The organism is Roseibium sp. FZY0029 (assembly GCF_036350355.1).
GTDB lineage: Bacteria > Pseudomonadota > Alphaproteobacteria > Rhizobiales > Stappiaceae > Roseibium.
Genome location: NZ_JAZDVZ010000010.1, coordinates 226,525 through 244,102, shown reverse-complemented (window position 1 = coordinate 244,102; position 17,578 = coordinate 226,525). Strand labels below are relative to the sequence as shown.

Annotated in this window: 15 protein-coding genes; 8 read left to right on the top strand and 7 right to left on the bottom strand. The window is 61.5% G+C overall.

Going from position 1 to position 17,578, the window contains the following annotated elements; all coding sequences use genetic code 11:
• Positions 1-134 precede the first annotated feature (134 nt).
• Entirely contained in the window at positions 135-1,241 is a 1,107-nt protein-coding gene (gene mtnA / locus V1T76_RS25260) for an S-methyl-5-thioribose-1-phosphate isomerase (RefSeq protein WP_330563449.1), read from the bottom strand.
• Between the two features lie 229 nt (positions 1,242-1,470).
• Between mtnA and V1T76_RS25255 the strand changes: the two genes are divergently transcribed.
• Positions 1,471-2,052 carry a hypothetical protein gene (locus tag V1T76_RS25255; RefSeq protein WP_330563448.1) on the top strand — a complete coding sequence of 194 codons (582 nt, stop codon included), beginning with the start codon at positions 1,471-1,473 and terminating at the stop codon, positions 2,050-2,052.
• 184 nt (positions 2,053-2,236) lie between these two features.
• Here V1T76_RS25255 and V1T76_RS25250 read toward each other — a convergent pair whose 3' ends face one another.
• A complete protein-coding gene (locus V1T76_RS25250) occupies positions 2,237-3,175 on the bottom strand; it encodes a metallophosphoesterase family protein (RefSeq protein ID WP_330563447.1) in 939 nt (312 codons plus the stop codon).
• A gap of 531 nt (positions 3,176-3,706) precedes the next feature.
• Between V1T76_RS25250 and V1T76_RS25245 the strand changes: the two genes are divergently transcribed.
• Entirely contained in the window at positions 3,707-4,192 is a 486-nt protein-coding gene (locus tag V1T76_RS25245) for an NUDIX domain-containing protein (protein ID WP_330563446.1), read from the top strand.
• A gap of 74 nt (positions 4,193-4,266) precedes the next feature.
• Here V1T76_RS25245 and V1T76_RS25240 read toward each other — a convergent pair whose 3' ends face one another.
• Positions 4,267-5,241, bottom strand: a complete 975-nt coding sequence (locus V1T76_RS25240) for a glutathione S-transferase family protein (protein WP_330563445.1) — start codon at positions 5,239-5,241, stop codon at positions 4,267-4,269.
• A gap of 376 nt (positions 5,242-5,617) precedes the next feature.
• Here V1T76_RS25240 and V1T76_RS25235 point away from each other — a divergent pair, with 376 nt between their 5' ends.
• Positions 5,618-6,130, top strand: coding sequence for a GNAT family N-acetyltransferase (locus V1T76_RS25235; RefSeq protein ID WP_330563444.1), 513 nt, complete (start codon positions 5,618-5,620; stop codon positions 6,128-6,130).
• 236 nt (positions 6,131-6,366) lie between these two features.
• Here V1T76_RS25235 and V1T76_RS25230 read toward each other — a convergent pair whose 3' ends face one another.
• The 4 genes from V1T76_RS25230 to V1T76_RS25215 are packed head-to-tail and all read right to left on the bottom strand — an operon-like array spanning position 6,367 to position 13,263.
• Positions 6,367-8,442, bottom strand: coding sequence for a hypothetical protein (locus tag V1T76_RS25230; RefSeq protein WP_330563443.1), 2,076 nt, complete (start codon positions 8,440-8,442; stop codon positions 6,367-6,369).
• A gap of 8 nt (positions 8,443-8,450) precedes the next feature.
• Positions 8,451-11,270 (bottom strand): DUF4159 domain-containing protein, encoded by a 2,820-nt coding sequence (locus tag V1T76_RS25225; RefSeq protein ID WP_330563442.1) that lies wholly within the window; start codon positions 11,268-11,270, stop codon positions 8,451-8,453.
• A gap of 3 nt (positions 11,271-11,273) precedes the next feature.
• Positions 11,274-12,209 carry a DUF58 domain-containing protein gene (locus V1T76_RS25220; protein ID WP_330563441.1) on the bottom strand — a complete coding sequence of 312 codons (936 nt, stop codon included), beginning with the start codon at positions 12,207-12,209 and terminating at the stop codon, positions 11,274-11,276.
• Between the two features lie 34 nt (positions 12,210-12,243).
• Complete coding sequence (locus V1T76_RS25215) at positions 12,244-13,263, bottom strand: AAA family ATPase (protein WP_330563440.1); 1,020 nt, start codon at positions 13,261-13,263, stop codon at positions 12,244-12,246.
• Between the two features lie 280 nt (positions 13,264-13,543).
• Here V1T76_RS25215 and V1T76_RS25210 point away from each other — a divergent pair, with 280 nt between their 5' ends.
• The 5 genes from V1T76_RS25210 (at position 13,544) to V1T76_RS25190 (ending at position 17,571) form a co-directional block, all read left to right on the top strand.
• Positions 13,544-14,152, top strand: coding sequence for a DUF1285 domain-containing protein (locus V1T76_RS25210; protein ID WP_330563439.1), 609 nt, complete (start codon positions 13,544-13,546; stop codon positions 14,150-14,152).
• Positions 14,153-14,191: 39 nt separating this feature from the next.
• Entirely contained in the window at positions 14,192-14,842 is a 651-nt protein-coding gene (locus tag V1T76_RS25205) for a CoA pyrophosphatase (RefSeq protein ID WP_330563438.1), read from the top strand.
• The gene (locus tag V1T76_RS25200; protein ID WP_330563437.1) at positions 14,842-15,102 is read left to right on the top strand and encodes a DUF6111 family protein; all 261 of its coding nucleotides are present in this window, start codon (positions 14,842-14,844) and stop codon (positions 15,100-15,102) included. Before V1T76_RS25205 ends, V1T76_RS25200 begins: the two co-directional genes overlap by 1 nt.
• Before the next feature lie 5 nt (positions 15,103-15,107).
• The gene (locus V1T76_RS25195) at positions 15,108-16,352 is read left to right on the top strand and encodes a CCA tRNA nucleotidyltransferase (RefSeq protein WP_330563436.1); all 1,245 of its coding nucleotides are present in this window, start codon (positions 15,108-15,110) and stop codon (positions 16,350-16,352) included.
• A 109-nt stretch (positions 16,353-16,461) separates the two neighbouring features.
• Complete coding sequence (locus tag V1T76_RS25190) at positions 16,462-17,571, top strand: HD-GYP domain-containing protein (protein WP_330563435.1); 1,110 nt, start codon at positions 16,462-16,464, stop codon at positions 17,569-17,571.
• Positions 17,572-17,578: the final 7 nt, after the last annotated feature.

Genomic DNA, 17,578 nt, shown 5'->3' with positions numbered 1-17,578 from the left:
GGCCTTTGAAAGCGCGCCAAAACCGCTAGCAAGCGACGCATACGCTGCCTTCTTCCTGAGGAAGCGTGCAGTGCTGTCTCTAAGAATTGGCACCTTGCTCTGGACGGATGGCGCTGATTTTCAAATCGGGTCGTTCAGGCGCTTGCGCGCACCCGCTCCGGGAAAGCATCTGCGATGGCCTTGCGGTTTGCCTCCAGAACTCCACGCTCGGTGATGAGACCGGTGACGAGGCGGGCAGGGGTCACGTCGAAGGCCGGATTGCCGACGGGGGAGCCGTCCGCGACGATCTCCACTGTTTCGATCCCACCGGCGCTGGAGCGCCCGGTGATGTGGCTGACCTCGTCGCCGCCGCGCTCCTCGATCGGGATCTGCCGGATGCCGTCTGACAGGGAAAAGTCGATGGTTGGTGATGGCAGCGCGACATAGAAGGGCACACTGTTGTCCTTGGCAGCCAGCGCCTTCAGATAGGTCCCTATCTTGTTGCAGACATCGCCGGTGGCGGTGGTGCGGTCCGTTCCGGTGATGACGATATCAACTTCGCCATGCTGCATCAGGTGACCGCCGGCATTGTCGACGATCACCGTATGCGGCACACCGTGATGGCCGAGTTCCCAGGCTGTCAGGAACGCACCCTGATTGCGCGGCCGGGTTTCATCGACCCATACATGAACGGGAATGCCGCCGTCGTGGGACATGTAGATCGGCGCCGTCGCTGTGCCCCAATCGACGGTCGCCAGCCAACCCGCATTGCAATGGGTGAGGATGTTGACGGGCTCACCGGCCCGCTTGAGCCTGGATATGGCGGCGATCAGTTCCATGCCGTGCATGCCGATGGCCATATTGATGGCGATGTCCTCGTCGCAGATGTCGTTCGCCAGCTTGAAAGCCGCTTCCTTGCGCATTTCGGGCGCCACCCGGACCAGTGTCCTTCGGGCCTTGTCGAGCGCCCAGTGAAGGTTGACGGCTGTCGGCCGGGTTTCCAGCAGGGAGGAACAGGCGGCTTGGAGATTGTCGTCCGAAGGATCGGCCCGCATGGCCAGCGCAACGCCATAGGCGGCCGTTGCCCCGATCAGCGGTGCACCGCGCACCTGCATGACCCTTATGGCGTGAGCGGCGTCTTCCATCGTGTGGAGCAGGGCAGTCTCGAACGTGTGGGGAAACTTGGTCTGATCGATGATTTCGACCGGGCCGCCCTCTTCCGCCAGCCAGATCGTGCGATATTTCTTGCCGTCCACGTTCATGAGCGAAACTCCGCAATCGCAGTATGGTTCTGCTTACCCCATGAATAGCTCTCAGGCCAGCGGTCCGTTGCTGGCGCGAAACCCAAAAATACCTTAATCTCTGTTAACCATGTTTGGATCATTGCCAGTGGATAGCTCGCAGGTGAGGCCCGTGTGGCTGTTTCACTCGCGATAGAGTCAGTTAAGACTTGATTCACCAACGGCAGTACAACGGAGTCACGTGTACCCCATGTCTGAAATGCAGGATAACGTCGTCCCACATACGCGCATGCGGTCCTTGCGCGATGCGATCCGTAAGGTTCAGCTTGGTGAAGTCGAACGGTCGGACGTGGTGGTTGAGCTGCAGGAGACCGAGCGTGCCCGGCTGGATATGCTCGCGGACGAGCTGAAGGACGTCTTCAGGGAAATACCGGACGACGACGACCAGTTTTCCCTTCAGATCATTTCCGGTTCGACACCGCGGCTGTGGATCGACGCAACCAGCCATGTGGCCGTTGGCGGAGACCGGCGTACCTACCGGTTCCTGAAGGATACGCGCCTCGGCCGGGTGGTCATTCTGGAAACGGCCAATATCGATGACATGGCCGATTGCCTGACCGAATATATTGCAGAGCGCGTGCTGGAACGGGAAAAGGCCCTGGAGGGCGACTGGCTCAACAACCGGCTGCGGCAGGTGGCGCTCGACAGCAAGGTCGTGCGCGTCAAGGAAAGCCGAACCCCCTGGATGGCCGTTGCCGGTGCATTCGGCATCGGTCTTGCTGCAGGTGTGGTCGGACTGATCGCCTTTGCCTGGTTCGCAAATCCGCTCTAGGGCGGACTTTCGCCGCGGTATCTGAGGTGCTGTCCGGCAGCTCACGAATGGGCCGCCCATGAAGGCGGCACACTCATTCCCCCAAGCCCGCTAGTTTTCTCGATCGGGATTGCAGGGCCATGGCGGCAGGCAGCCGCGTTCGCGTGTTGCCTCAAGCAGGTCGGGGCAGCCTCGCCCTGTGACTTCATGGTCTGTGGGACGGTATGTCCACCTGCCGCTCACTCAACAGCTTCACCGGTTCGTTCGGCGCGGAAAAGCCGTGCTCTTCCATCTGGCAGGTCCAGCCTTCGTTTGTCTTTTCGATCCGGAAAAGATTGTAACGGGCCGCAGGCTTCTTGCCGCCCGGGGCGCTGGTGGCCGATGGTACGCCAACCACCGGGACGGGTCCGTCCGGCCCCTCGATATGCTCGAAACTGTCGATATGGGTGTGGCCATGCAGGATCAGCTCCGCGCCGGCCCTCTTGACCACGGCGCGCACTCTTGAGGCATCTGACAGGCGCTTGTGCCAATGGGTCGCGTGGGGGAATGGCGGGTGATGAAGCATCACCACGCGAAAGAAACCATCACGGCCAAGGTCGTCCAGAATCGCGCGCAGGCGTTTGCTCTGCTTGCTGCCGACGCGTCCTGTTGCAAACCAGGGGGCGCTGGCACGACCTGTGGTCACGCCAACAAGAGCGATACCGTCCCGTTTGCGCACATAGGGAAAGGTGGCTTGCGACTTGGTGCCCTTGGAAGGCGCTTCGCCCGCACCGTCTCCACGCATATAGGGCCACCAGGCGGCACGTGCCCGGCGCACGGCGCCCGGCACATAGGCATCGTGATTTCCCGGAACGACGGAGACATCCTCCGGCGGGCCGATTTCCTCAAGCCAGGTGCGTGCGCCGCTGATTTCGAGTGGCAGGGCGATGTTCACCAGATCGCCGGTCACGGCAATATGGTCGGGCGCCTGCCGCTTCATGTCGTCGACGAGCTGATCCAGATAGCTGCCGCCCATGATCCTGGACCGGTTGCGGCGCCAGTTGAGGTAGCCGAGGATGCGCTTGGAAAAAAGCTGCAGCAGCTTCGGGTCCGGCAGCGGGCCCAGATGGGCGTCGGAAAGATGGGCGAGTTTGAATAGAGCCATGGTCGCGCATCTTCAAAACGAAAAGCGCCGCGTCAAGGAGAAATGACGCGGCGTCTTCACAAGAACTTCGGAACTGCCGGAAAACCGGTTACTTGACCGGTTTGATTGCCTTTGCGGCTTTCGGTGCCTTCCCGGTGTTATTGTCTGCGGAGCGCGTGGTTTCGCGCAGCGTCGCGCCAACAACATTCAAAAATCCGAACATGGGACTTCTCCGTACAGGTTCCTTCGACCGGACTTAGTTGGTCGGGAAGGTGGTCAGGGTTGCGACGATGCGCGGGTTGGTCAGATCGATGGCCGGCTTCCACTGGTAATGAGCGCGGTTGCGGCGGCGTTTTCCAAACAGAGCGTTGAACATTGGTTTGTCCTTCAGGTTAGGGCGATCGGAGGACCTGCCCTCGAATTCATCAAGTTGCCCGATATATATGCATGCAGTGCACAAAGGAGGAGCGTTATTCTCACGGGTCAGCCCTGCGGGGATTGCATGGGTTAAAAAAGTTTTACTTCCCGTTCGGATCGAATAAGATACTGAAAATGTTGAAGATATTGTCAATTCTGCCGACGCCGGTAACCACACGTCTGATCCAGGGAATTGGATTGGTTCGGAACCCGTTCACGCTCGGTGTGCGGGTGATCGTCGAAGACGAGGGCAACCGGGTGCTGCTCGTGCGGCACAGTTATGTCGCCGGATGGTACTTGCCGGGCGGCGGCGTGGACAAGGGCGAGACCATGGAGGAGGCCGCCTGCAGGGAAGTTCTGGAAGAGGCGGGTGTCGTCTCGGCCACCCGGCCTCAGCTCCTCAACATATTCCTGAACGAAGAGGCGACGGGCCGCGATCATGTCGGCCTCTATCACATGTCCGAGTGGCGTGAGGCCGACAGCTTTCTCCAGCCCAACGCGGAGATCGAGGAAGCGGCCTTCTTTGCCCTGGAGGCTTTGCCGGAAGGGCTGACACGGTCCACAGCCCGCAGGCTGGATGAATTTCGCTCCGGTCGACCACCGGACGGCGGCAGGTGGTGAAATCTGCGCCAGGTGTTCCGGCAGGCCGTGCCGACGCGGGCCAGGTCCTGCCGAAACGGATGCTTGGCAAAGGATCAGGCGGCTGCCTTGAACCGATCGCGGTCGTGGGGGCGGGTGAAGTCCAGCTCGGGCCCGACCGGAACGATCCGGGTGGGGTTCACGGTCTCATGAGAGCCGTAATAATGCTGCTTGATGGTCTCCATCTCCACCGTATCGGATACCTTGGGCACCTGGTACAGCTCCCGCAGGTAGTTCGACAGGTTCGGATAGTCTTCAATCCGACGGATGTTGCATTTGAAATGCCCGAAATAAACGGCATCGAAGCGCAGCAGCGTCGTGAACAGCCGCCAGTCGGCCTCGGTCATGCGGTCGCCGACCAGATAACGGTGTTGGGAGAGGCGCTCTTCCACCTCGTCGAGCGCTGTGAACAGTTCCGTCACGGCCTCCTCATAGGCTTCCTGAGTGGTCGCAAAACCGGATTTGTAAACGCCATTGTTGATGGCGTGATAGACGCGCTCGTTGATGCTGTCGATCTCGCCGCGCAGGTCCGCCGGGTAAAAATCCAGTTTTGAACCTGTCAGCTCGTTGAAGGCCGAATTGAACATCCGGATGATCTCGGAGGACTCGTTGCTGACGATCGTGTTTTGCTTCTTGTCCCAAAGGATCGGCACGGTCGCGCGGCCGCTGTAGTTGGGGTCGGCCTTGGTATAAATGTGCCAGGCGTATTTGGCGCCGGTGAGCGGCTCGATTTCCGGGAACTCCCAACCGTTTTCCAGCATCAAGGCCTGCACGGGTGTCACCGGAATGAGGTCTTCCAGCTTCTTGAGTTTGCGGAACACAAGCGTACGATGCGCCCAGGGACAGGCGTAGGAAACGAACAGGTGATAGCGATCGGCCTCTGCCTTGAAGCCGCTGTCGCCGGTCGGGCCTGCGGATCCGTCCGCCGTGACCCAGTTCCGGAAAGAGGATTCATTGCGGACAAACCTGCCGCCGGTGGATTCCGTGTCATACCATTTGTCTTTCCAGACGCCGTCGACCAGCAGTCCCATAATGCGCTCCTTCGTTTTGTTTCTCGACGATACGTTGTGCACATGAGCGAAAAATCAATCAATTGAATGCTCTGTTCCCTCTTGGTGAACAATCGTGCGCTTTTTCAAAACAGGCAAAAAATGCTGGACCAAAGCAGCCGTGGCGTGGTAACCGCTTCTCCTCTTTCAGGAAATACCGGCTCCAGAACAGGCCGGTGCCGTAACGAGACTGGGATAGATGACCGCAGGTCTTACGCTTCGACGACGAACCAGCCGACGAGATAGCTCTCGTCCGTACCGTCGCGGCTGACCTGATCCTGGATTTCCCTCACGTTTCATCCAGGCCCTGGCAGGCGCGACTTTCTCCAAAGATTGCCTGCTTGCTGGAACCAGCCAAATGAAACAGACCACGTGGGTCATCCGGCCCGAAGACGCGACCGACACTTCCGCAATTGAAGATCTGCAGGCCGAAGCTTTCGGGCCCGGCCGGTTTGCGCGAACCGCTTTCCGCATCCGTGAAGGCGTGCCGCACCGTGCGGATGTCTCCTTCGTCGGTCTCGCGGGCGACCAGGTTGCAGGGTCCATCAGACTGACACCGATCAGGATCGGCGAGAGTGACGCCCTGTTGCTCGGACCGCTGACCGTCTCACCTGATTTCAAGAACCGGGGTCTCGGCAAGGCGTTGATGCGCACAGCAATGGAAGCCGCGGCTGCCGCCGGAGACAAGGTCGTTCTGCTCGTAGGCGATGCGCCTTACTATGGCCCGTTCGGCTTTCAGCAGGTGCCTTTCGGGCGGATCACGCTGCCCGGTCCCGTCGATCCCGCGCGGCTCCTCGTCGCGCTGTTGAATGACGGCGACATTCCGAGCGGAATGGTGCACGGCGGGGCCTCTGCTGCCGTCGCTTCCTGACGTTGTTTCTGCGTGATGCGGGGCGGGTTGATGGTGGGTGTGGCCCATCCTTCGAGACGGCCTGAAGGCCTCCTCAGGATGAGGAAGAGACTATTGATAGACCGTTAGCTTCCCCTCGACCTCTTCCTGAGGAAGGCCGAAGGCCAGCCTCGAAGGATGGGCCGCAAACACATCAGATCGGTTCGTGGTTAGCTCAACCAGACTGCCGACCGCCGCAAGGGCGGCCGGCACAAAAGCTAACGCCCTTCGCGATACCAGGTCAGGGACAGGGCGCCGAGCAGGAGAGCAAGGCCAAGAAGTCCGATCATCAGCGGATAGCGGTCGACGCCATTGAGGACGCTTGCCTCGGTGGCCTTGAGGCCCAGCCAGCCGTTGCCGGCGAAGCTTGCTGACGGACGCATGGAAACGATGCGAGGCACCGTCAGATCGCCGCCGACATCCCGCAAGCGTTCTGACGCGCCGCCCGTTGCTTCGCTAAGCGGTGCCAGCGGTTCGGTCGTCGACAGGACGTCGGTGTATTCACGCGGGTTCTGAGGGCCGACGTGAATGAGGGCGCTCATGTCGCCTTCGGTCACGGAGAAGAGGCCGGTTTCGCCAGCGGGCATGCCGCCCCGCCACAAGCCGGGCTCCTGTTCGGTCAGGACAACCTGCGTGCGCTCGCCTGTCGGCGTCTCGACGGTGACTTCCCCGATCGTTTCGCCCAGGGTCTGGCGTTCGATGACCAGTTCCGGTCCGCGCATGGAGACATTCAGCGCTTCTTCTTCCAGATCCGGTTCCTTCATCAGCCAGTGGGCGAGGCGGCGCAGAAGCGGAACATGCGGACCGCCGCCTTCGTATCCGCGCGCCCAGAGCCAGACATGGTCGGACAGCAGCATGGCCACGCGACCTTCGCCTTCCCGGTTGAGAACCAGCAGCGGCGTGTCGCTGGGGCCGGACATCAGCGTCTGACCGGCGTCAAGTTCAGTGTCGACCACCCGGAACCAGCGGCTCCAGGCAGGCGGGTCCTGCTCGGAGCCGGGAAGACCGCGTGTGACCGGATGGCGCTTGCCGAGATCAGCCAGGGTGGCGTGATAGGGCTGTTCGAGAATGGTGCCGGTCGGACGGGCCGGAAGGATCGGTGCCAGCGGTGTGCGGTAGAGACTGCCGCTTTCGGCGTAATCCGGGCCGCCGGCCAGCAACATGGCGCCGCCGTCGCGCACATAGCGGGCGATGTTGTCAAAATAGAGCATCGGCAACACGCCGCGGCGCACGTAGCGGTCGAAGATGATCAGATCGAATTCGTCGATCTTGACCGAGAACAGTTCCCTTGTCGGAAAGGCGATCAGGGAAAGCTGGTTGATCGGCGTGCCGTCCTGCTTTTCCGGGGGACGCAAGATAGTGAAGTGAACCAGATCGACCGAGGCATCGGACTTCAGAAGATTGCGCCATGTGCGCTCACCGGCGTGGGGCGAGCCCGAAACAAGCAGCACCCGCAGGTTTTCACGGATGCCGTCGATGGTCACGACCGCACGGTTGTTGATCGTAGTCAGCTCATCCGTCAGCGGTTCGGCGTCGAATTCGAAGATATTGTTGCCGCCGTGGGCGATCTCGACCGGAATATCGATCTTCTCGCCTGTCCGGGCCGTCCGTTCGGTGACGACATCGCCGTCGCGTTTCACGGTCAGCCGCACCTGGTCACCCGGGCCGGTGCCACGGCCCTGATCAACGACAGTCAGGCTGACGATCTGCTCGGAATCGACAAGACCAAAGCGGGGTGCCTTGTCGAGCACGATGCGGCGGTCGCGTTCGTCAACCGTGCCCGTGATGAGGCCATGAACCGGGGCGTCGAAACCCAGCGCACCGGCATTGGCGGGAATGTCGTGGATCTGGCCATCGGTCACGATGATCGCTCCGCCCACCCGGTCCGGCGGCACGTCCGCAAGACCGTTGGCCAGCGTTCGGAAAGCCTCCGTGCCGTCGCCTGAGCCGGAGTTGCGCGCTTCCAGAACACGCAGGTCGAACCCGTTCAGCGAGCCGATGCGGCGTTTCAGTTCTTCCACGGCCTCGTCGGTTGTCGATTGACGGTCGGAGAGGCGTTGGCTCTGGCTTTTGTCGACGACGAGGGCGACCACGCTTGAAAGCGGTTCCCTGTCTTCCCGTTCAACCGCGGGGTTGGCGAGGGCCAGCAGCAGCAAGGCCATCGTCAGGGTGCGCAGCACCCAGCCACGCAGATTGAGGAAACCGGAAAAGGCGGTGAGAAAAACGGCAATGACGCCGCCCGCCACAAGGGCCCAGAGCGGAACGAGGGGATCGAAGGCGAGTGACCAGACCATCTAGTCTCCTATTGTCCCAAGCGCTCAAGCAGAGCGGGAATGTGCACCTGGTCGGCCTTGTAGTTGCCTGTCAGGCTGTACATGACGATGTTGACCCCGGAGCGGAAGGCATAGTCGCGCTGCATGGGGCTGTTGGGCACCGTCGGATACATGAACTCGCCGGCCTCCGTGATCGCCCAGGCCGCGGCAAAATCGTTGCCGGTGATTAGGATCGGCGAGACACCGTCCCCCGCCCGCACCGGACGGTCTCCGCGCGCGGCGACTTCTTCCAGACTTTCCACCCACAACGGGCTGGTCGCATACCGGCCAGGGAAGGAATCCAGCAAGTAGAAAGCTTTCGTAAGAACGTGATCAGGCGGTACCGGTTCGAGCGGCGGAACGTCCAGATCTTCCAGGATCTCACGAAGCTTCAGCGTTGCCGGTGTGGAGGAAAAGCCGTTGGCTGACGCATTGATGTGGTCGCGCGTATCGAACAGGATCGTGCCGCCATTGCGCATGAAGGTGTCGATGCGGGCAATCGTCTGGTCGTTCGGCTTGTCCGCCGCCGGATCGATCGGCCAGTAGAGCAGCGAGTAGAACGCCAGTTCGTCGCGTTCGATGTCGATGGCAATCGGAGCGCCAGGCTCAAGAGCGGTCCGTTCGGACAGGAACTGGGTGAGGCCCGACAGACCTGCGGCACTGGCATCGTCAATTTCCGGATTGCCCGTCAGCACATAGGCCAGTCGGGTGTCCAGGGTCGATTCCAGCGCCAGAAGATCATCGGAGACCGATTGTGCCCGTGCCTGATCGATGACAGCCGGTGCGAGGAGACCGGCGCCCAACGCGAAGACAAGCGCCGTTGCAGCAGTCCGCCCGCGCAGCCCAAGGCGGCCAAGGCCTCCGGCCAGAAGGAAGACGGCAATCGTGTCGAGGATCATCAGCAGGAACGCCAGTGTGAAGAACATGGCTCTCAGATCAAACGGGTCGGAGGTCGGATAGATGGTTTGCACCGTCCGCTCGCCCAGCGCCGAAAGGTCTAGCGGCAGAAGTTCGTCCTCCTTCTGCATGAGATTGAGCGCACGGAAGCCATCCTCGGTTCCGTAGAGGCCGGGGGGCGTTCTGCGGCTTGCTTCCGCGTCCCGGAAGTCGGATGCGCTGACAGGCGTGACTTCCACTGGCGGCGGGCCGAAACGGCCGTAACCATCAAGCAGGCGCAAGGGGGGAAGCACGCTCTTGGCCGGTGTGCCGTCTTCCGCGGTTTCCGAGGCAGCGGCCACATTGGAAACCGACAGGATGCGGCGCAGCATGTTCAGGAAGACGCCGGAGAGCGGCAGGTTGGACCAGGAAGAATCCGCCGTGACGTGGAACAGCACCATCGACCCGGCGCCAAGAGGAGCCGCGGTAACAAGGGGCGTTCCGTCTTCGAGCATCGCCCAGGTCCGTTCAGGCAGATCCGACGTCGGTTCGGCCAGCACCTGCCGTGTCACGGTCACTTCCGCCGGGACCCTGAGGCCGGAGAAGGGCGAGCCTTCCGGGAAGTCCGCCAGATGCTGCGGCTGTTTCCAGCTCAATGATCCGCCGAGAGAGCGGTCACCGGCGCGCAGGCGCACGGGAATGAGGTCGTCACTGCCGCCTGCCGTGCGCGGACCGGCAAAGCGCACTAGCGTGCCGCCATTTTCGATCCAGTCGCGAAGCGTCGCAGTGGTCGTTTCCGGCAGCCGTCCGACATCGGCCAGCACCAGCACGGAAATGCCCTGTTCGATCAACGAAGGCACCGCTTCGGCGATATCGGCATCGCGCGGGCGGCGAATGTCCGAGAAGGGCGCGAGTGCGCGTTCCAGATAATAAAGCGGCGACAACAGCGGTTGATCCAGATCACCGGATTGGCCGGAGATGAGGCCGACCGTACGCCGGCGCCAGCTATCGTCCACCAGTTGGACCGCACCTGCTGCCGCTTCGCCTGCGATTTCGACCCGCGCAATGTCGTTGCGCAACTCGCTCGGCAACTCGAAACGCGCCTGGGTTTCGGTCTCGCCGGCGTCAAAATTCGCCTGCACCTCGCCCAGAACGAGGCCCTTCAGATCCAGGGCCTGAAGGGTTGCCGAGGTCAGCCGTTGGTCCGGATGCCGGACAACGGTCAATGACAGGGCGTCGGTGTCGTTGTTCAGGTCTTTCAGTCCCATGGGCGTGTCCAGCCCGGTCAGCACGGTTATGGGCGCGGTGCCGGAAATCTGTGCGAGATCGGTCAGAAAAGCACCCTTGGTGCTGGTGTTGTCCGACAGCCAGATCACGGCGCCGGGCGGGTTGGCCTGAGCGGCCTTGCGCAGGCCGATGCTGAGTTCGGAGCGCTGCGGCGGATAGGGGCGTGGTTCCAGCGCGCGCAGTTTTTCAAGGGCGGTCGTCGCGGCCTCTGGGGTGAAGCTCTGATTTGGGCCTTCCGCCGAGGCTGCAAACAGGATCGGCTGGCCGCTCTGCTCGGCTTCGGTCAGGATTTGCTCGGCGGTGTTGACCTGTGCGCTCCACCCTTTGGCGGATGTCCAGCCGTTGTCGACCAGAACCCAAAGGACGCCTTCGCCGGTATCGAGTGGTTCGCTGGAACGCCAGATCGGTCCGGCAAGCGCAATGATCAGGATTGCTGCCATCAGCAAGCGGAGCAGCGTCAGCCACCACGGGCTGCGCTGCGGCGTTTCCTCATGCTGATCAATGCCAATCAGAAGCCGGGTCGGCGGGAACCGGATCTCGCGCGGGCGCGGCGGTGTCAGCCGCAGCAACCACCAGATAACCGGAAGCAGCGCCAGCGCGGCCAGGATCCAGGGAGCGGTGAAGGTCAGAGGCAATCCTGCAAACACGGGTCAGAAGCCTCCCTTTGGCAAAACGTCCAGCGCGCCGGACAGGGCGCTGTGAAGCACGAGCAGGGGTTCGGACGCCGGGCGGTCGGTGTGGTGCAGGACGTAGGTCCAGCCGGCCCGTCTGGCAATGTCACGAATTTCCGCCCGATGGGCTTCCAGTCGGTTGCGGTAATCCTCGCGCCACTTTTCCGCGCGTCCGGCCGTCAGCCGGACACCCTGTTCGGGGTCCGTAAACTCCACCCGACCGTCGAACGGAAAGGTTTCCTCGATGGGATCAAGCACCTGCACCAGATGACCGCGCGCGCCTGTGCTGGCAACACGGGCAACCCATGTCGCGATTTCCTCGATCGGATCGAGAAAGTCGGAAACCAGCACGACATCGGCAAAGCGCTGCACGGCAATGGTGTCAGGATAGGCGATGGGTTTGGAGAGATGGGTGAGGGCATCCGCAAGGCGTTCGGCGGCGCGGCGGTCCGAAAAGGGTCGTGTCAGGCCGGGCAGTCCGATCCGCTCGCCGGTTTCCGCCAGCATGTCGGCAAGGGCCAGCATCACGATGATGGCCCGGTCGCGCTTGGAAACACCTGCAAGTCGGGAGCGGAACACCATGGAGGGCGAAAGATCTGCCCAGAGCCACACGGTGTGCGCGGCTTCCCATTCACGTTCGCGGACATAAAGATGGTCATCGCGCGCGGAGCGGCGCCAGTCGATGCGCTTTGCAGGTTCGCCCATGTTGAACGGGCGGAACTGCCAGAAGCTTTCGCCCGGGCCTGCCCGGCGTCTGCCATGCCAGCCGGCGATGACGGAACTCGCGACATGGCTCGCCTCAACAAGCAGGTCCGGCAGGGCATCCGCGACCGACCGTGCCTCGCCGATGACATTCGGCCAGTTGTCGGCATCAATGCCTGTCTGGTTGCTGCCCTGAGTGCTGCTTGAATCCATGCGGCCGTCTTCCTGGCTGGTTAAGGGGAGGGGGTCAGGCGATCAGGTCCTTGACCCTGCGGATGACGTCGCGAACGGTGTGTCCGTCCGCCCTTGCTGCAAACGTCAGCGCCATGCGGTGCTGCAGGACGGGTTCGGCAAGAGCCAGCACGTCATCGACGGAAGGCGCAAGACGGCCGTCAACCAGGGCGCGTGCCCTGACCGTCAGCATGAGTGCCTGACTGGCGCGCGGTCCCGGCCCCCAGGCGATCAGGCTGGTCAGATCGGACGGCGCCGAGCTGTTGTCCGGGCGTGCGGACCGTACAAGCTTGAGGATGGCTTCCACCACGGATTCGCCAACCGGCATGCGCCGGACCAGCTGCTGATATTCCATCAGCTCTTCGGCACGCATGGCAACCTGGGCCGTTGCCTGATCAGCGCCGGTGGTCTCCAGCAGAATGCGGCGTTCGGCTTCAAGATCCGGATAGTGGACGTCAATCTGCATCAGGAACCGGTCGAGCTGGGCTTCCGGCAGCGGGTAGGTGCCTTCCTGCTCAAGCGGGTTCTGGGTGGCAAGCACGTGGAAGGGGCGCGGCAGATCGTGTGGGTGGCCGGCAACGGTCACATGGTATTCCTGCATGGCCTGCAGGAGCGCCGACTGGGTGCGGGGGCTGGCGCGGTTGATTTCGTCGGCCATCAGAAGCTGGGAGAACACGGGGCCCGGAATGAAGCGGAACGAGCGGCCGCCATCGGCGCCCTGTTCCATCACTTCGGCGCCCAGAATGTCGGAGGGCATCAGGTCCGGCGTGAACTGGATGCGGCGGGCGTCGAGGCCCAGAACGGTGCCGAGCGTTTCCACCAGCTTGGTTTTGGCAAGACCGGGCACGCCGACCAGAAGGCCATGTCCGCCGGCCAGAATGGTGACCAGCGATTGCTCCACCACATTCTCCTGACCGAAGATGATCCGGGCGATATCGACCTTGGCATCACTGATGCGGCTGACGGCGCGTTCTGCTTGCTCGGCGACGGCGGCGAGATCTTCTTCGCTTGGGGTGGAGGGAGAAATAACGCTCATGGATCACCTTTCCCGCAATCTGCGTTTCGACTGCCTGTCCGGCCTTCGGGCAAACTGCGCCCCGACCTTTGTTGCTGCGACTCAAGCAGTCTGACACCATATAAATCAGTAGATAAGGCGCAATTGTGCGCCATACAGTGGAAAGGTCCAAGATTCTTTCCAACCTTTGGGGAAAAGGCCGGGCCCGCTGGCCCCTTTGGCCGGGCGATCTATTTCCGTGCAGTGCCGGAATTGTCAAAAGTTCCGGTGCCTTGATGAAGACAGCAAGGACGAAAGATCCATGGCGGATGCAACCGCAAAAACAGATGCGACACTACCGGAAGGTCTGAAGGCCCTGATCAGCCGGGCGGACACAAACGGCAAGGGACCACCGCCGGTGGAGAAGTGGAATCCGCCGTTTTGCGGGGATCTGGACATTCGCATCGCTCGCGACGGAACTTGGTATTATCTTGGTTCGCCCATTGGCCGGATGCCGCTGGTGAAGCTGTTTGCCTCGGTGTTGCGCAAGGACGAGGATGGCAGGCACTATCTGGTCACGCCGGTCGAAAAGATCGGTATCACCGTTGAAGACGCACCCCTTCTGGCTGTTGAAATGGCCGTCGAAGGTGAGGTGCAGGAGCAGCAGCTCACGCTGCGGACAAATCTCGGTGATCTGGTCGCCGTTGGAGAAGATCATCCGCTGCGATTTGAAAAAGAACCGGACAGCGGCGGCCTGAAACCCTATGTTCACGTCAGAGGGCGCCTGGAGGCCTTGTTTACCAGAGCGCTGATGTATCAACTGGCGGATCTTATGGAAGAACGGGAAACAGATGACGGCACCCGGATGGGGGTGTGGAGCGGTGGCCGGTTCTTTCCGGTCGATCCTGCCTTCCTGAACGTTCAGGACTGACCGAATGATCTGTTTCGCACGACCGGACACCCCGATTGCATGACTGCCTTCCCGACGAAATCCCTTGCCGATCCCGCGGACTGGCCAACTCTGTTCAGGACGCGGCTGGGCGATGCGGCGATCCGAGGTTTCGAGAACGAAACCGGTGACCACATTCTCAATCCCGATCTCGGCCCTTACGCAAAATGGGACGGGCCGCCGCGCGATGCCGCGGTTCTTATCGGTATTGTGGAGCGTGGCGATGGGCCCAATGTGGTGCTGACACAGCGCACCGGGCATCTGAAATCCCATGCCGGACAGGTGGCTCTTCCCGGTGGCAAGATCGATCCGACGGACAACGGTCCGGTCGAGGCGGCGCTGCGAGAGGCAGATGAGGAAATCGGCCTTGCGCCGGAGCGTGTCGAGCTTATCGGCAATCTGGCGCCCTATCTCACGGGGTCGGGATACCGGGTCGTGCCGGTGGTCGGCACCATTCAGGAAGGGGCGGCCTTCCGTCCCAATCCCGGCGAGGTTGAAAGTGTTTTCGAAGTGCCGCTGGGTTTTTTGATGGATCCCGCGAACCATCAGAAGCTCAGTCGCGAGTGGCAGGGAAAACGCCGCTACTTTTACGCAATGCCCTTTGGAGAGCGTTATATCTGGGGCGTCACCGCGGGTATTATTCGCTCGTTATATGAAACGGTTTACCGCTGATGGTTCGTGTGTTCATTCTACATCTTCTGCTTTTCCTCCTGCCGTTCATCACCTACGGTTTATGGCTGTGGCTGAGCAAGCGTAACACCGACCCCGGCCGTTGGTCGGCCAAGCCGTTGGCGTGGCTCACGCTCGCCGGACTGGTGCTGGTGATCATCGGCCTTGTCGGCATGGCTTCGTTCGACCATGCCCCGGACGGAGCGAATTGGCGGCCTTCGGAAATGCGGGACGGTGTGTTTGTTCCAGGCCGGTACGAATAAACGTCATGAGCGCGACTGCAGATCAGATCCTTCAACAGGCCGACTGGTTGAAATCGCCAGGCATTCAGGCGGTGTTCGCGGCCATTGAACAAGAGGGCGACGAAGCCCGTGTTGTCGGTGGTGCCGTGCGCAACACCCTGCTCGGTCATCCTGTGCCGGATGTCGATATTGCGACCACCGCATCGCCCGAAACGGTGATGGAGCGTGCGCGGGCGGCTGGTCTGAAGCCGATCGGAACCGGTATCGATCACGGCACGATCACCGTGGTTAGCAGCGGTTACCCCTATGAAGTCACGACGCTTCGGGAGGACGTTGAAACTTTCGGGCGTCAGGCACGGGTTGTCTTCGGCAGAAACTGGACGCGTGACGCAGAGCGCCGGGATTTCACGCTCAACGCACTCTATGTGGACCGTCACGGCCAATTGCACGATCCGCTGGGCGGATTGGACGATTGCCTCAACAGGCATGTGCGTTTCATCGGCGATCCGGACACGCGCATTCGCGAAGATTATCTGCGCATCCTGCGGTTCTTCCGGATTTATGCGGCCTATGGCGCTGGAGACATGGATGCGGACGGTCTCGGAGCGTGTCTGCGCCAGCGGGACGGATTGCGGCATCTCTCCGCTGAACGTATCGGCCACGAGATGCGGCGGTTGTTGCGCGCGCCCCTGGCTGCAACGGCGCTGAAACTGTTGAACGATTGCGGCCTTTGGGAAATCGCGACTGGCGGGTTGGCCCGGATCGAGGATTATCTCTCCCTGCGCAGCCTGGAAGTTTCTGCCAGCGAGGTGACCGATCCGGAGCTGGGACTGGTGGTGCTTGCCGGTTTCGTGCGTGAGGACGTGGAGCGCGTTTGCGACCGGTTGCGGCTGTCGAATGCCGAACGCGATCGGATGCGGACTGCCTGGGCGGCGATGAGATGTCTTCGCCAGGCGGGCAAGCTGCCGGAAGCCGAGGACTTGGTCTATCAGTTTGGCCGCCAGGGCGCGGTCGACGGTCTTCTGGGGCGCTGGGCGGGCTTGCGGGCACAGGGCAAGGATCCCGGTGAAACGTTTGCCGGTTTGCTGGAGCGGTTGAGGCAGGTGCCGGTGCCGCAGTTTCCCATCAAGGGGGCCGACCTGATTGCGGCCGGTCATGCCCCGGGCAAGGCGCTCGGCGACCGCCTCAAGGCCCTGGAAGCAGATTGGCGCGACAGCGGTTTTTCGCTCACCAGAGATGAGTTGCTTGCGCATGCCGCGCAGGTGACTTAAGGAAATTTTAGGGGCACTCGGTCACATCGTGTTCGTGATTTCCTTTTGGAAAGGTTTTACGGCTAATTTGCCGTAAGTTGAGCGTGTGCGGACGACTGCGAGGCGGTGAATGGAAATTGTTCTGATATCAGACGGACCGCTTCCGCTTGATTCACCCGTCAGAAAACTTCCGTTTTTCTTTCCTGCGCGCCTGATCGACATGTCGAAGGTGTCTGCAAGGACGGTCGGCGATGGCCGGGCCGCCGTTGTGGAGTTACTGGATGCGACCGACGCCGGGTTGACGGCCCTCAAGACATCATGGCCCAGCATTGCCGAGATTCCCGTCATCTGCCTGGCGTCCAAGAAAAATCGCCGCGAAGTCATTCAGGCATCTGCACTCGGCAAGACCGAAATCATGGAACGCGACACGCCACTCGCGCTGCTGGTGCGCAAGCTCAAGCTGATCCTGCAAGACGATCCCCTTGCCAATGTTCCAAGCGGACTTCCGAAAAGGACGCTCGAGGCCTACAAGAAAGGCAATGCCTTTCTGGAAAGTCTTGCTCTGTCTGCAACGGAAGGTTCGAACATCCAGGTCGCTCTGTTGAATGAAGGCGCGGCAGAAATTCTGGCGGCCCTGGCGCTTGATGGTTTGTCGCCGTGGCTGGACGCCGTGCAGACACACCACAGCGCCACTTACTGTCATTCCCTGATGGTGGCCGGCATTGCCGGATCTTTCGCGCAGTATCTCGGCTGGAGCAAGCAGGACTGTCAGGAAGCGATTGCCGGCGGATTGCTGCATGACATCGGCAAGATGCGGATCCCGCTGACAATCCTCGACAAAGCCGACAAACTGACGGATGGCGAGCGTGCGATCATCGACAAACATCCCATGTTTGGACGTGAGATCCTGAAACCGCGGCTCGAGGTTTCTGTCGACATCAAGAAGATGGCCATCCAGCATCACGAGCTTCTGGATGGCTCAGGATATCCGGATGGACTGAAAGGAGAGAGGATCTCGCCCAAAGTCCGCCTGATGACCATTTGCGACATCTTCACCGCACTTACCGAGAAACGGGCCTACAAGGAAGGCATGCCGGTTCGTGTCGCTATTGGCGTGATGCTGGAGATGGGCCGGAAACTGGACCAGGCCATGCTGAAACAATTCGCGCACATGGTCCTGGACCGGGATATGGGAGAAGTGAGCCGTCCGCACAAGGCGACCGGCACACAGGCGGTTTGAGCCCGCC

Excerpts from the sequence above, each read along its gene's own strand:
- mtnA (WP_330563449.1), bottom strand. The coding sequence starts at position 1,241 with ATGAACGTGGACGGCAAGAAATATCGCACGATCTGGCTGGCGGAAGAG.
- V1T76_RS25255 (WP_330563448.1), top strand. The coding sequence starts at position 1,471 with ATGTCTGAAATGCAGGATAACGTCGTCCCACATACGCGCATGCGGTCC.
- V1T76_RS25250 (WP_330563447.1), bottom strand. The coding sequence starts at position 3,175 with ATGGCTCTATTCAAACTCGCCCATCTTTCCGACGCCCATCTGGGCCCG.
- V1T76_RS25245 (WP_330563446.1), top strand. The coding sequence starts at position 3,707 with ATGTTGAAGATATTGTCAATTCTGCCGACGCCGGTAACCACACGTCTG.
- V1T76_RS25240 (WP_330563445.1), bottom strand. The coding sequence starts at position 5,241 with ATGGGACTGCTGGTCGACGGCGTCTGGAAAGACAAATGGTATGACACG.
- V1T76_RS25235 (WP_330563444.1), top strand. The coding sequence starts at position 5,618 with ATGAAACAGACCACGTGGGTCATCCGGCCCGAAGACGCGACCGACACT.
- V1T76_RS25230 (WP_330563443.1), bottom strand. The coding sequence starts at position 8,442 with ATGGTCTGGTCACTCGCCTTCGATCCCCTCGTTCCGCTCTGGGCCCTT.
- V1T76_RS25220 (WP_330563441.1), bottom strand. The coding sequence starts at position 12,209 with ATGGATTCAAGCAGCACTCAGGGCAGCAACCAGACAGGCATTGATGCC.
- V1T76_RS25215 (WP_330563440.1), bottom strand. The coding sequence starts at position 13,263 with ATGAGCGTTATTTCTCCCTCCACCCCAAGCGAAGAAGATCTCGCCGCC.
- V1T76_RS25210 (WP_330563439.1), top strand. The coding sequence starts at position 13,544 with ATGGCGGATGCAACCGCAAAAACAGATGCGACACTACCGGAAGGTCTG.
- V1T76_RS25205 (WP_330563438.1), top strand. The coding sequence starts at position 14,192 with ATGACTGCCTTCCCGACGAAATCCCTTGCCGATCCCGCGGACTGGCCA.
- V1T76_RS25200 (WP_330563437.1), top strand. The coding sequence starts at position 14,842 with ATGGTTCGTGTGTTCATTCTACATCTTCTGCTTTTCCTCCTGCCGTTC.
- V1T76_RS25195 (WP_330563436.1), top strand. The coding sequence starts at position 15,108 with ATGAGCGCGACTGCAGATCAGATCCTTCAACAGGCCGACTGGTTGAAA.
- V1T76_RS25190 (WP_330563435.1), top strand. The coding sequence starts at position 16,462 with ATGGAAATTGTTCTGATATCAGACGGACCGCTTCCGCTTGATTCACCC.